A 13,245-nucleotide genomic window follows, 5' to 3' on the forward strand; every position below is an offset into this window, starting at 1 on the left:
CCATTCATTCCCGGCGGGTGCTGCTGTCTTATCCCCAGACCCGTGGCGGCGCTGCCGGCCGGATCCGGGTCGAGCAGATCATCCAAGGAGCTGGAGATGAGCGACAGCATGGCGCCTTATCGCGTGCGTGCCGCGTCGATCGCCCGGTCCTCTCCGGCGGCGCTCGTCGCCGATCACGGCAGCGGGCTTCATTTGGAAACGATGGGAGACAAGCCTTGCAAGACCTGGTGAAGGAGATTGTGAGAAGTTGTATGGACTCACCGTCCCTCGACCTTCAGCCGGATACGGACCTGTGGTCCGCGGGCATCACGTCCATGCAGGTGGTGCGGGTCATGATCGCCATCGAGGAAGAGTTCGAGATCGAGCTTCCTGAGGACGCGCTGACCCGCGCGACCTTCTCCTCCGTGCGGGCGATCACGCAAGCGGTGCGCGGACAGATCGCCGGCGCGCCCTGCGTCACTGAGGCTCCCGCCTGATGCCCGGCGTCCGTGACCTGCCGAGCGTTTCCACGATGAATGGCATTTCGCATTCGCTTCGGGAAGTCTCCGCGATCCTCGCCGAGAATGCGGTCCAAACAGATCGCGGTGCGAGCTTCCCGGCGGAATCCGTCGCCGCGTTGCATCGCGCCGGGCTGCTCAATGCGGCGTGCGCGACGGATTACCGAGGTCTCGGCTGCGCCCTCGAAGACCTGATCCAGATAGGGATCGAACTCGGACGCGGGTGCGGCTCCACGGCCATGATCTGGGCGATGCACCAGGTTCAGGTCGCGTGCCTCGTACGGCATGGGGGTGAAAACGTTCTTGATCTTCTCCCCTCGATCGTGACCGGGGGAACGCTGGTCGCCTCGGTCACGTCGGAGCGTGGAATCGGAGGCAGCCTGCGCACGAGCTCGGCGGCAGTAGTGCCGGACGGTGACATGGTGCGGCTGGAGAAGCGTGCGCCGACTGTCTCCTATGGACAGCAGGCCGGCGCCTTTCTGATCACCGCTCGCCGGACAGCCGACGCGCCCGCGACCGACCAGGTCGCGGTGTACGCAGAGGCGGACCAGGTGTCGCTCACACCTGCCGGGCCGGACTGGAATCCCATGGGTATGCGGGGCACGTGCAGCCCGGGGTTCGACGTGGTGGCGACCGTGCCGGCGACGCATGTCCTGCCCGTCGGGTTCGGCGAGATCGCCGAGGCCACGATGGTTCCGCTGTCGCACCTGCTGTGGACCAGCTGCTGGATGGGCGTCGCCACCGATGCGTTCCGCAGGGCGCAGTCCATGGTGCGCCAACGAACGCGGTCCGACGGGAACCACCTGGAGCCGAGGCTGGCCGCCGCCGGTGCCGCGCTCGCGCAGACCCGGGCTCTGCTGACCGAAGCGGCCGGCCGTTACCAGCCCATTTGGGCGGACCCCGCTGCGTTGGGGGCACACGGCGGCCCCGCGCTCACGATGTTGCTCAACGACCTGAAAGTGCTGGCCTCCACGTCGACGGTCGATGTCGCCAGGTTAGCCCTCGAGATCTGCGGCATCGCGGGTTACTCCGAGGACGGGCCGCTCTCGGTGGCGCGGCACCTGCGCGATCTCTACTCGGCCCGCCTCATGATCGGCAATGAACGGCTGCTCAGCACCAACGCGCGACTGAGCCTCATGAAGAAGGTGTGACATCGACACCCTGGGCAACACCGACGTGCCTGCCGCGTCGCTCATTCCCACCGAGGTTTCCGGCGTCGGCGTGCTGAACTCCGCGTTCGAGGCGGTTGTGGACGCACTGCGCTCGTCCTTGCTCGGCTTCGCCGAGCCGGAGGACACGCAGGCGTTCCACGTGCCACCCGTCATCTCGAGGGCACTTCTGGAACGCCTCGGCTACGTGGACGCGTTCCCGAACCTGCTCGGCACGTTGCACACCTTCGTCGGAGACAACCGGCGGTGGCGTGCGATTCAGGCCGCACGGCTGGCGGACGGCGCTCCCTGGCACAGCGAACAGACGATCAGCGACGTCGTGGCGTTGCCGGCGACCTGCTATCACCTGTATCCGCTGGTAGCGGACCAGACGCTGGCGCAGCCGGTGACGATGACGGCCGAGGCGTCGTGCTATCGGCACGAGGGGAGCAGTGAGCTGGGCAGGTTGCGCAGCTTCCGCATGCGCGAGATCGTGCGGATCGGCGGCCCCGACGGCGTGCCCGCATGGCGGGACGAGTGGCTGGCGCGGGCCCGCACCTGGTTCGACGGGCTCGGCCTGAAGGTGTCGGTGGAGACCGCGACGGACCCGTTCTTCGGCGACGCCGCCCGGATGATGGCGCCACGCCAGCGGCAGGAAGAGCTCAAGTGGGAGCTGCGAGCTGATCTGGGCACCGGCCAGGCGCAGGCGATAGCGAGCGCGAACTACCACAAGGATCACTTCGGCGGGCTGTTCGACATTCGGATGGACGGGGGCGTCGCGCACACCGCGTGCGCGGCATTCGGATTGGAGCGGATCGTGCTTGCCTTGATCGCGGCGCACGGAGAGTCACCGGCGCGTTGGCCCGCCTCCGTGCGTGGCTCGCTGGCGTTGGGCGGGACAGCCAAGTGACGCGCTCTCCGCACCGTGTGCCCGCAGACCCGCTTGCCGTGCGGGTGGCGCCGGCCGGCCGGAAGCAGGGGGCCGGATCATGACCGACGAGCGTGCGTCGAGCCCGCTGACCTTCGGGCAGCTGTCGGTATGGCGAGTCATGGAGACGTATCCGCTGGAGCGCTTCTCGGAGACGTATCTGCGCGAATACGTTCCGGTCCCGCCCGGCACCACTCTCGACGAGGCGGTCCGGGCGGTCAGCGCACTGTGCCGCAGACACGAGTCGCTGCGAACGCTGTTCGTGGACTCTCCGGCGGGGCCCCGCCAACACGTCGTGCCCGCCGAGGAGACGGTGACCGTCGAGGTGGTCGAGCACGACGACGCCGCCGTGGTCGCGGGGCTGCTGGCCAAGGACCGGATCGTCCGGGGGAGCGAGTTCGGCCGCCGGTTCGCCGTGGTCACCCGCGACGGGCTGCCGCACGCGGTCGTCATCGTCGTGGACCACATCGTGTCCGACGCCTACGGCATGATCCGTCTGCTGGCGGAGCTGTCGGCGCTGCTGGAGTCACCGGACGAGGCGGGCCGGCAGTGGCTGGCCGAGACAGCGCCCTCCCCGAGGGACCTCGCCGCGGAGCAATGGTCCGAGGCCAATCGATCGCGCCGGAACGCGGTGGTACGTCACTGGCAGAAGCTCCTGCACACGCTGCCGGAGAAGCACTTCCCGGTGCCGCTGTCCGACGGAGACATCCCGGGCCGGATCGAAGCCGTCCTCTACTCGACGCGGGCACGTGCGGCGCTGGAACTCCTTTCCGCCCGCACCAACGCCTCGCCGCATACCCTTCTGCTGTCGCTGACCGCGGTGGCCTGCGGCGTGGTCACCGGCGTCGCCCAGCCGGTGCTGACCCTGCAGTCCGGCAACCGCTTCGACCCGCGGTGGAGCGCCATCGTCAGCTCCATGAATCAGTACGTGCCGCTGCCGGCTGATCTCGGGGCACCTCACGCCAAGTACACCGACTTCCTCTCCCGCCTGGGCGCGTCGGCTCTCAAGGCGTACCGGATGGGCATGTACGACGTCGACGGAATCACCGACCTGGTGCGCCAGGAACGGCAGATCGAGCTCGGCTTCGACCACTTCTTCAACTTCCTGCCGACCGACATCGTGGCCCGGCCCTCCGCCCGGCTGGACGGCCATCCGCCGCCTCGCGTAGAGGAGACCACGCCACGCCGCCAGATCGGACCCCGCTTCGACGTCAAGGTCCGCTTCGGCGCCGAGATGCCGATCGTGATCCGCGTCGATCCCCGGTTGTTGCCCGCCTCGGAGCTGCGGTCGCTGGCCGGATGGTTCGACGAGCAGCTGTGCCGGCTGGCCGACGGGACGGACACCACCGTGCGGCAGGTGGCCGATCGCTGCGCACTCGCTATGGAGAGATGAAGAGTCCAATGACCCATTGGGGAACGGTGGGGCGGCAACGCCTCCAGCTGCTCATGCTGCTCACCCGGGCGGGACGCGCGACACTGGGCGGACTGCTGCTGGCGCACCTGACATCCGCCCTGGCGCCGGCGGCCACGGCCGTGTTCACGGGCCTGCTGCTCACACGCGCCCTCGGCTCGGGGTCGGTCGGTGAGATGGTGCCCCATCTGGCCCTCGTCGCGGTCGTGGTGCTGTTGGGCCAGTGCACGGAGCTGCTGCGTGAGCCGCTCGATGTGCTCGCGGCCCGCCGGATCGACGGCCGGCTGCGCTCCGACGTGCGCCGCAGGGTGTCCGAACCGCGGGGGATCTCGCACCTCGACGACGGTGACTACAGCACGGACGTGGCCCGCGTGTCGGAACTCGGCGGCTGGCGAACCCGTACCCCTGGAACCGGCGCCGTCGGTCAGCTCGTCCTGCTCGGGCGGCTGGCCGGGGCGGTGTGCTGTGGCGCGGTGCTGGCGTGGTACCAGCCGTGGCTGGGGATCGCGTTGCTGACCGCGACTCTGCTCATGCGAGCAGTGATCCGGCGGCAGTGGGTGCGCCTGGGAGCCATCTGGGACTCGCGGATGGGCGACCGGAACCGGATGGAGTACTGGTCGGAGACGCTCACCGGCTCCGCCGCCGCCAAGGAGGTACGCCTGTTCGGTCTCGCCGGCTGGCTCAACGCCCGGCACCGGGAACAGTCCGAGGACTGGCTCGGCGAGATCTGGCGGGAGCGGCGCGGCATCCTGCGCCGGCAATGGGTCACGTTCGGCCTCGCCGGAGCGGCCGGCTTCGCGGCGCTCTACGTGCCGGGCACGGCGCTGGGCAACGGTGAGCTCACTTTCGGGGCGCTGGTGACGATGGTCCTCGCCGCCTGGGGCGTCTTCGCCGCCGGCGTCATGGGACACGAGGCCTTCGACATCGAGTACGCCACCGGCGCCATGCAGGCGTTCGAGCGGCTGCGCTCGCATCGGCTCGCCGCGGCGGACCAGCGGAGCGCGGGACTTCTGGCCCCCGAATCAGCGCCGCGCCTCAGGTTCGAGGGCATCGGATTCTCGTACCCAGGCGAGGGAAAGAAGGTTTTGGACGGCCTGGACCTGGAGATCCAGCCCGGCGAGGTGCTGGCCGTGGTTGGCCGCAACGGAGCCGGCAAGACCACCATGCTGAAGATCCTCGCCGGTTTGCAGCGGCCGACCGAGGGACGGGTGAGCGTCGACGGCGTCGATCTGGCCCAGCTGGACATCACGTCCTGGCGGCGCCGCGTCTCCGCCGTCTTCCAGGACTTCGTGCACTATCCACTGACCGTCCGGGAGAACATCGCGCTGGGCGCGCCGGAAGCCGAGGCGACCGACGAGAGCATCATGGCCGCGGCTGAGGCGGCGGGCGCCCGGGACGTCATCGAGCGGCTCCCCAACGGGCTGGACACCCTGCTCACCCGCGAACACCGGGGCGGGGTCGACCTCTCCGGCGGACAGTGGCAGAAGATCGCCATCGCCCGCGCGATGTTCGCCGTCGCGCACGGCCGCAAGCTGCTCATCCTCGACGAGCCCACCGCACATCTGGACGTCAAGGCGGAGACGAACTTCTACGACCAGGTGATCGCCGCGGTCTCGGGCGTGAGCATCGTGGTGATCTCCCATCGGCTCTCCACCGTCCGCAACGCCGACCGGATCGTGTTGCTGACCGGCGGCCGGGTCACCGAGACCGGGGACCACAGCGAGCTGATGGACCTCGGCGGCCACTACGCGCGGCTGTACCGGCTCCAAGCCGATCGCTTCGGCGACGGACCGCCGGCCGGCGCGCCCGAGAACCCGATGAGGGCACGTCCGGGAGGAGCGAAAGCATGAAAGCCGAGTCCAACGTGGTTCTCGCCATGCTCCGCATCGCGTACGGCGCCGACAAGAAAGCCACCGCCACCGTACTGGTGCTGGCGTTCTTCAACGCTCTGGCCGTAGCCGCCACCGGTCTCAGCGTGCGTAACCTGTCCAACTCCGCCGGGCTCGGTAGCGGGCGTGGCATCCTGCTGGCCGCCTTGGTCGGCGCCCTCGCCTACGCCATGATCGCCTCGGCCCAGCGGGTGCAGGGCGGCCTGCAACTCGACCTGACCGAGCGGGTCGACCTCGTGCTGAGCCAGCGGCTGCACGTGATGACCGGGGGCGCCCCGACCGTGGAGCACCTGGAACGCACCGACTTCCTCGACCGGCTGAGCCAGATCCGGTCGAGTACCGAAACCCTCGCCGGCGCCTGCTGGGGTGCGGTCAGCGCGGCCTCCTCGACGCTGAGCCTCGGACTGAGCGCGTGGCTGCTGGCCGGCGTGCACCCGGCGCTGTCCGCGTTGGTGCTGCTGGCCGCCCCGCCGCTGTACTTCTCCCGCCGGGCGTCGTCGTTGCTCGCCCGCGCTCGCGATGAGAGCGCCGAGGCCGAACGCCGCGAGCTGGGCCTGCACCGTCTGGGCACCTCGCCGGCGGCCGCCAAGGAGCTGCGGATCAGCGGCAGCGACCAGCACGTGGACAAACGGGCCGCGGATTACTGGGACAGCGTGACCCGGCGGATGGTGCGTGCGTTGCGCATCGCCTCGCTCTGGCAGGTCGCGGGCTGGACCGGCTTCGTCGCGGGCTATCTGGCCGCGCTGGCCTTCGTCGCCCACCAGGTGAGCCAGGGCCGGGGAACCCCGGGCGATCTGCTGATGGTGGCCAGCCTGTCGGGCTACCTGCGCACGCAGCTCGCCACGACGGTGAACGGCCTCTCCCAGCTGGCCGAGGGGCGTGCGACCATGCGCCACCTCTCTTGGCTCCAGGCGCACACCGAGCAGCACGCGCACACCGGCACCCGCCCGGCTCCGGCGCGGCTCACCGACGGCATCCGCCTGCGCGGGGTGACCTTCACCTATCCCGGCACGGACCAGCCCGTGCTGCGCGACGTGAACCTGCATCTTTCGGCCGGCTCCACCGTGGCGGTCGTCGGCATCAACGGCGCGGGAAAGACCACGCTGGTCAAGCTGCTCACCGGGATGTACGAACCGGAACAGGGCGACGTTCTCATCGACGGCGTCCCGCTGAGGGATCTGCGGCTGGACGAGTGGCGCGCCCGGACGACCGCCGCCTTCCAGGACTTCTTCAAGCTGGAAGGCAAGGCACGGCACACCGTGGGCATCGGCGATGTGTCGCGGGTCGACGACGAGGACGCGGTCGGGGCGGCGGTGGCGGCGGCACAGGCACCGGACGTGGCGCGGCGGCTGCCGCAGGGACTCGGCACCATGCTCGGCCGGACCTTCGGCGGCGCCGAACTCTCCCACGGCCAGTGGCAGAAGCTGGCGCTCAGCCGTGCGCTGATGCGTCGCAAGCCGTTGCTGGCGATGCTGGACGAGCCGACCGCCGCGCTGGACCCGCAGGTGGAGCACGATCTCTATGAGCGCTTCACGGGCCCGGGCCGCCCGGCCGACACGGCCGCCGGCGGCATCACCCTGCTCGTCTCGCACCGATTCTCCACCGTCCGGGCGGCGGACCTCATCGTCGTGCTGGATCACGGCCGGGTCGTGGAGCTGGGCACACACGACGAACTCACCCGCATGCAGGGCAGATACGCCGAGCTTTACGCCGTGCAGAGCCGGGCGTACGCGCTGTGATCCCGCTGTCGCACGCCCAGCAGCGCCTGTGGTTCCTCGACCGACTGCACGGATCCGACCCGGCCTACCATCTGCCGGTCGTCCTGCGGCTGCGGGGACCGCTGGACCGTACCGCGCTGCGGCTCTCCCTCGGTGACGTCGTCGCCCGGCACGAGTCGCTGCGCACGGTCTTTCCCGACACCGACGGGGTGCCCTGCCAACACGTCCTGGATCTCCCGGCCGACGGCCCGGAGTTGAGGGTGGCCGCGGTCGATCCGGCCGAGCTCGACGCCCGGATCCAAGTCGCCGCGTCCGCGCCGTTCGTGCTCGCGGAGGCGCCGCCACTGCGAGCCGACCTCTTCGTGTGCTCGGCGGACGACTCCGTGCTGCTGCTGACACTGCACCACATCATCGCGGACGGCTGGTCGATCGAGGTGCTGCTGCGCGACCTCGCGACGGCGTACCGGTCCCGTGGCGGTGGCCTCGGCCCGCCCGGCTGGGCGGAACTGCCGGTGCAGTACGCCGACTTCACCCTGTGGCAAAGGGAGCTGCTGGGCGACCGCGAGGACCCGGAGAGCGTGGCCGCGCGCCAGCTGGCCTACTGGCGCACGGCTCTCGACGGGGTCTCCGCCGCCCTGCCACTTCCCACCGACCATCCCCGCCTGGCGTTCTCGGGTCACCGCGGCGCGGGCGTCGCGATCGACTGGGATGCCAGCCGACACCGGAAGCTGATGGATCTCGCCCGGCGGCAGAACTGCACGGTCTACATGGTGGTGCAAGCCGCGCTGTGCGGGCTGCTATGCCGGATGGGAGCAGGCGTCGACATCCCGCTCGGCTCGGTGACGGCCGGGCGTACCGACGAGGCGCTCGACGAGCTCGTGGGCTTCTTCGTCAACACGCTCGTGCTGCGCGCCGACCTGTCCGGTGATCCGTCGTTCGCCGAGCTGTTGCACCGGATCCGGGACGTTGACCTGCAGGCATACGCGCATCAGGATCTTCCCTTCGACCTGCTGGTGGAAGTGCTCAACCCGCCGCGTTCCGTGGACCGCCACCCGTTCTTCCAGGTCATGCTCGCCTTCGACACGAGGGTGGACCAGGATCTGGACTTCGGCGCGGTCACGGCCGAGCGGCCGGCGGCGCCGGACGTCCCGGGAGCGAAGGCCGATCTCAATCTGCAACTGACCGAGATCGTCGACCCGGGCGGCGTACCGCGGGGAATCTCGGGAGTCCTCGAATACGCCGCCGACATCTTCCGCGCTGATACCGCCGAGGTGCTGGCCGGCCGGCTGTCCCGCTTTCTCGACGCGGTCGTCGACGCGCCGGATCTGCCGATCAGCGCGGTCTCCCTGCTGACGCCGGGAGAGCGGAAGCAGGTCCTGGAGGACTGGAACGACACCGCCCGACGATTGCCCGTGACCACCTTACCGGAGGCCTTCCGGGCGCAGGCCGCGCGAACCCCGGACGGCATCGCCCTGGTCTCCGCGGCCGGCACGCTGACCTATGCGGAGCTGGATCTCCGGACCGACGACCTGGCCAGGAAGCTGCGCGGACTGGGCGCGGGCCCGGGAACGATCGTCGCTGTGGGCCTCCCGCGCTCCGCCGCGCTGGTCGTCTCACTGGTCGCGGTGGTGAAAGCGGGCAGCGCCTATCTGCCGCTCGATCCCGGCCATCCGGACGAGCGGATCCGGATGATGCTGCACGACGCCCAGCCGGTGTGTGTGCTGAGCGACCCGGAGCTGTGCACGAGGCTGGCCGGCAGCGAGTTTCGCCTGGTCACCCCCGAGGATCTGATGGCGGACGCGACGGAGGCCGCCGGTGATCCCCTGGAGACCGGACCGGAGCTCTGTCCGCGGCATCCCGCGTACGTCATCTACACCTCCGGTTCCACCGGGCGCCCCAAAGGTGTCATCGTCTCCCACGCCGCGATCGACAACCGGCTCCGCTGGATGCAGTCTGCCTACCCCCTCACCGCCGCTGATCGCGTTCTGCAGAAGACCTCCAGCGGGTTCGACGTCTCGGTCTGGGAGTTCTTCTGGCCGCTGCGGGTAGGTGCGGCGCTGGTCGTCGCCGGCCCGGACGAGCATGGGGACCCGGCCGCGCTGGTCCGCACCATCGTGGCGAACCACGTCACCACCGTGCACTTCGTCCCGTCGATGCTGAACCTGTTCTGCACCGAGCCCACCGCCGCTCGCTGCGGCGGCCTGCGCCGCGTCTTCTGCAGCGGCGAAGCCCTCCCGCGCGAAGCGGTTGCCGCCCTCCACCAGGTCCTGCCCGGGGTCGCCCTGACGAACCTCTACGGGCCGACCGAGGCCGCCGTCGATGTCACCTATCACGACTGCGTTCCCGGCGAGTCAGGCGCGGTGCCGATCGGCCGTCCGGTCTGGAACACGCAGGTGCGGGTGCTGGACGACCGGCTGGCCCCGTGCCCGGTCGGGCTGGTGGGGGAGTTGTATCTCAGCGGCGCCCAGCTCGCCGACGGATACCTGGCTCGCCCGGCGCTGACATCGACCCGTTTCGTAGCCGATCCCTACGGCCCGCCGGGCAGCCGGATGTACCGGACCGGTGACCGCGTCCGATGGACGCCCGCAGGCGAGCTTGTCTTCCTCGGCAGAGCCGACGACCAGGTCAAGCTTCGCGGCCAGCGGATCGAACCGGGTGAGGTGGAGGCCGCGCTCCTGACCGACAAGACGGTGGGCAGCGCCTGTGTCGTGATCCGCGAGGACACGCCGGGAGACCAGCGTCTGGTCGGGTACGTCACTCCGGCCAGGCCGCAAGACCTCGGGGCGGTTGATCCTCAGGCTCTACTCACCGGCCTCGGCGATGTGCTTCCGGGCCATCTGGTCCCGGCCGCCGTCGTCGTCCTCGACGAGTTCCCGCTCAGCCGAAACGGAAAGCTCGACCGCCGAGCTCTACCGCCGCCCCCGGTCAGCGTGCGGCGGAGCCGGGAGCCGCGAACAACCGTGGAACAGCGCCTGGTGCAGCTGTTCGCGGAGGTGGTGGGCGTGCCCGGCGCGGGGGTTGAGGACAACTTCTTCCAGCTGGGCGGACACTCGATGCTGGCTGTCCAGCTGGCCCGGCGTATCCGTACCGAACTCGCCGTGGATTTGCCGCTGCAAAGCATCTTCCGCCATCCCACGCCAGCGGCCCTGGCCCGGCAGGTGTCGCGAAGCGAAGCGGCGGAGGAGGTTTTCGGGCCGGTCCTGGAGCTACGCCCCGAGGGACCCGGCGAACCTCTGTTCCTCATTCACCCCGGCGCCGGCCTGAGCTGGTGCTACCTCCGGATCCTGGAGCATCTGAGTCGCGACCGGCCGGTCTATGCGCTTCAGGCCCGCGGATTCGCCGAGGCGATCGCTGGAGGCCCGCTGCCGGCACTGCCCGAATCCATCCCCGAGATGGCTGCGGACTATCTGGCTCAGATCCGCAAGATCCAGCCGGACGGTCCGTATCACCTGGTCGGCTGGTCCTTCGGCGGCCTGGTGGCGCACAGTATGGCTACGCGGCTGGAACGTGCGGGGGACCAGGTGGCCTCTGTGGTGGTCCTCGACGGCTACCCGGAGATGCCCGGTGAGGAAGCCGCGAGCGAGTTGCTCCGAGAGGCGCTGCACAACGCGCTCGGTGTTCCGCCCGGTGATGCTGTCGGCGATGCCCGGGATCCGGACGACCTCACGAGCCGAAGCCTGGACGAGGTGCGCCAGCGCTTTCCCGCATTGGCCGATGCCGATGATCATGCCATTCGTACGGCGCTGCGGATAGGAATGAACAATCTCCGTCTCCAGCGCTGCTTCGTACCGGAACTTCTTCGGGGTGACATGACCCTCGTCGCAGCTCAGCGGGAAGATCCGGCGGCATGGCAGCGGTTCGTTGCCGGCCGTTTGACGGTCCTGCGCCTCGAAGCGGAGCACCACGACTTTTTCAGTAGCGCGGCGGAGGAGACCGGACGGCTGCTCTCCGGCGTTCTCGGAGCGGCGGGATCCGGGAGATGATCGTCGTGGCGCCGTAGTTACTCGGCATACCGGTTCAGAGGTTCCAGGGTGGCCATCCGGGCCGTGGGAATCGCAAAACCATCCAAGGAGGAGATACAACATGCACGAAGCCCGCGAGGCTCAGAGGAAAGTCTGGAGCCTCCTCGAATCGGTAGCGGTCACCGATTATTCGGATTCCTGGTTCGAGCAGGCGGTCGGCCTGGCGAAGGTCCTGGACGACCCGGACCTGCTGATCGCATTGGCGGCCAGGCACAAGATGGTGCCGGCGCTGGCTCATTTCTATAGCAGTGCCGCGCTGAACTCGACGCTGCCCACAGGTATGCGTGATCTGCTGAACGGCTCGCTGGCATGGAACCGGTTCAAGGTCGAGAAGCTGCGTGCCGAGAGCCTCGACATCGCTGGCCGGTTCGCGGAGCGGGGAGTGCCGGTGGTGTTCAACAAAGGAATCGTATTGCAGCACTTGCTCTATGACGGTCTCGGTGTCCGCAGCTTCTCAGACGTGGACCTCATGCTGCATCCCGACAACGTTCCCGACGCCCGAGCGGTGCTGGAGAGCCTTGGCTACCTGCCGGAGCAGACCTTCGACCCGGACCTCGGCGGACTGGTCAAGCTCCCCCGGGAAACGCTTCTGATGTACCGGCTCTATCCGGATCACGTCCCCCATTTCCACCGCGTCGACCCGGAATCCGGTATCCCCGTCTACGCGGTGGACGTGGCGCTGAGTCCCACCTGGTTCGGCAGCGCCTGGCAGCTGCCGATGGCCGAGGTGATGGGAAGCGCCCGGGAGGTTCGGGTCGGGCCGGACGCCCGGCACATACTGCCCATGCTGGGCGACGGCTACGCGTTCCTCTTCGTGGTGCTGCACCTCTTCCGTGACAGCTGGTTCGAACGCGCCATAGCCGGGGGCGAGCTCCGGATCACTCAGTTCGGTGATGTGTGGAGGTACTGGCAGCGCTGGGGGCGGCAACATCCGGAGGAGTTGCGCACCTTGATCAAGAAACACGGTGTGGGGCCGGCCGTCGCCTGGATCACCCACCATGTCGATGCTCTGTTCGGCAGCACGATGACCACTGAGCTCGGCTTGCAGGAGTTCTGCGACCCGGTCTGGCTGTCCAGCGCGGGTGGCATGGACGGTGGCTACCTCGCCTGGGACGGTGACATGCGCGAGCGGCTGTTCAGCAGGGCCCCGGTCGCACTGGCGCCCATCGACGAGCCGCCGTACGGCGCGGATGCGCGTGGCAAGGTCTCCTGACACGCCACCGCGGGGGCGTTGCGGGGGTGCTGACGCGGACGAACCCGCGCTTCTTCAAGACGACTTCCGTGAGGTGATGGCCCATGTCTGCACCCGGTCTCGGTCGTCACCGCGATGTCGTGCGGTCTGCCCCACGGTACGACCGATCAACTCTCCACACCGACCAACCGGGGCACGCTCTTACCGCAGGGCTCCATGCCCAGGAAGGACGAGTGCTCACCAGCTGGCGGCTACCTACCCGCCAGGAGTCTGCCCGATGGCTGGCTCCCAGAACTCATTAGGAACGACCGACGGGTGATCCCGGCGTCGGCGAGCAGCCGTGAGGGAGCTCCCTCAACCCACCCTCATCTGTAATCTTCTACATTGAAATTCATCTCTGCAGGAGTTACCTTGCAGCAGGCGGCGATGTGCGCATGGTG

The 13,245-nt window shown here is 69.1% G+C and carries 9 protein-coding genes; all 9 read left to right on the forward strand.

The features are described from left to right. Positions 1-96: 96 nt before the first annotated feature. The 9 genes from ABGB16_RS13410 (at position 97) to ABGB16_RS13450 (ending at position 12,826) form a co-directional block, all read left to right on the forward strand. Complete coding sequence (locus tag ABGB16_RS13410) at positions 97-231, forward strand: hypothetical protein (protein ID WP_347668346.1); 135 nt, start codon at positions 97-99, stop codon at positions 229-231. 20 nt (positions 232-251) lie between these two features. After that, a complete protein-coding gene (locus tag ABGB16_RS13415; protein WP_347668347.1) occupies positions 252-476 on the forward strand; it encodes a phosphopantetheine-binding protein in 225 nt (74 codons plus the stop codon). Further along, positions 476-1,648, forward strand: a complete 1,173-nt coding sequence (locus tag ABGB16_RS13420; protein WP_347668348.1) for an acyl-CoA dehydrogenase family protein — start codon at positions 476-478, stop codon at positions 1,646-1,648. The genes ABGB16_RS13415 and ABGB16_RS13420 overlap by 1 nt, the downstream gene beginning before the upstream one ends. 25 nt (positions 1,649-1,673) lie before the next feature. After that, positions 1,674-2,555: an aminoacyl--tRNA ligase-related protein gene (locus tag ABGB16_RS13425; protein ID WP_347668349.1), complete on the forward strand. Its 882-nt coding sequence runs from the start codon at positions 1,674-1,676 to the stop codon at positions 2,553-2,555. 79 nt (positions 2,556-2,634) lie between these two features. Continuing rightward, the gene (locus ABGB16_RS13430; RefSeq protein ID WP_347668350.1) at positions 2,635-3,966 is read left to right on the forward strand and encodes a condensation domain-containing protein; all 1,332 of its coding nucleotides are present in this window, start codon (positions 2,635-2,637) and stop codon (positions 3,964-3,966) included. Between the two features lie 8 nt (positions 3,967-3,974). Continuing rightward, on the forward strand, positions 3,975-5,834 hold the full coding sequence (locus tag ABGB16_RS13435; RefSeq protein WP_347668351.1) for an ABC transporter ATP-binding protein: 1,860 nt from the start codon (positions 3,975-3,977) through the stop codon (positions 5,832-5,834). Next, positions 5,831-7,612, forward strand: coding sequence for an ABC transporter ATP-binding protein (locus ABGB16_RS13440; RefSeq protein WP_347668352.1), 1,782 nt, complete (start codon positions 5,831-5,833; stop codon positions 7,610-7,612). Before ABGB16_RS13435 ends, ABGB16_RS13440 begins: the two co-directional genes overlap by 4 nt. Then, entirely contained in the window at positions 7,609-11,574 is a 3,966-nt protein-coding gene (locus ABGB16_RS13445; RefSeq protein ID WP_347668353.1) for an amino acid adenylation domain-containing protein, read from the forward strand. The genes ABGB16_RS13440 and ABGB16_RS13445 overlap by 4 nt, the downstream gene beginning before the upstream one ends. Before the next feature lie 100 nt (positions 11,575-11,674). Beyond that, positions 11,675-12,826: a nucleotidyltransferase family protein gene (locus ABGB16_RS13450; RefSeq protein WP_347668354.1), complete on the forward strand. Its 1,152-nt coding sequence runs from the start codon at positions 11,675-11,677 to the stop codon at positions 12,824-12,826. Positions 12,827-13,245: the final 419 nt, after the last annotated feature.

Source organism: Micromonospora sp. B11E3, from assembly GCF_039871625.1.
Lineage (GTDB): Bacteria > Actinomycetota > Actinomycetes > Mycobacteriales > Micromonosporaceae > Micromonospora.

Bases quoted from the DNA above. Each gene is read 5' to 3' on its own strand.
- ABGB16_RS13450 (WP_347668354.1), top strand. From the start codon at position 11,675: ATGCACGAAGCCCGCGAGGCTCAGAGGAAAGTCTGGAGCCTCCTCGAA.
- ABGB16_RS13430 (WP_347668350.1), top strand. From the start codon at position 2,635: ATGACCGACGAGCGTGCGTCGAGCCCGCTGACCTTCGGGCAGCTGTCG.
- ABGB16_RS13435 (WP_347668351.1), top strand. From the start codon at position 3,975: ATGACCCATTGGGGAACGGTGGGGCGGCAACGCCTCCAGCTGCTCATG.
- ABGB16_RS13440 (WP_347668352.1), top strand. From the start codon at position 5,831: ATGAAAGCCGAGTCCAACGTGGTTCTCGCCATGCTCCGCATCGCGTAC.
- ABGB16_RS13420 (WP_347668348.1), top strand. From the start codon at position 476: ATGCCCGGCGTCCGTGACCTGCCGAGCGTTTCCACGATGAATGGCATT.
- ABGB16_RS13415 (WP_347668347.1), top strand. From the start codon at position 252: ATGGACTCACCGTCCCTCGACCTTCAGCCGGATACGGACCTGTGGTCC.
- ABGB16_RS13410 (WP_347668346.1), top strand. From the start codon at position 97: ATGAGCGACAGCATGGCGCCTTATCGCGTGCGTGCCGCGTCGATCGCC.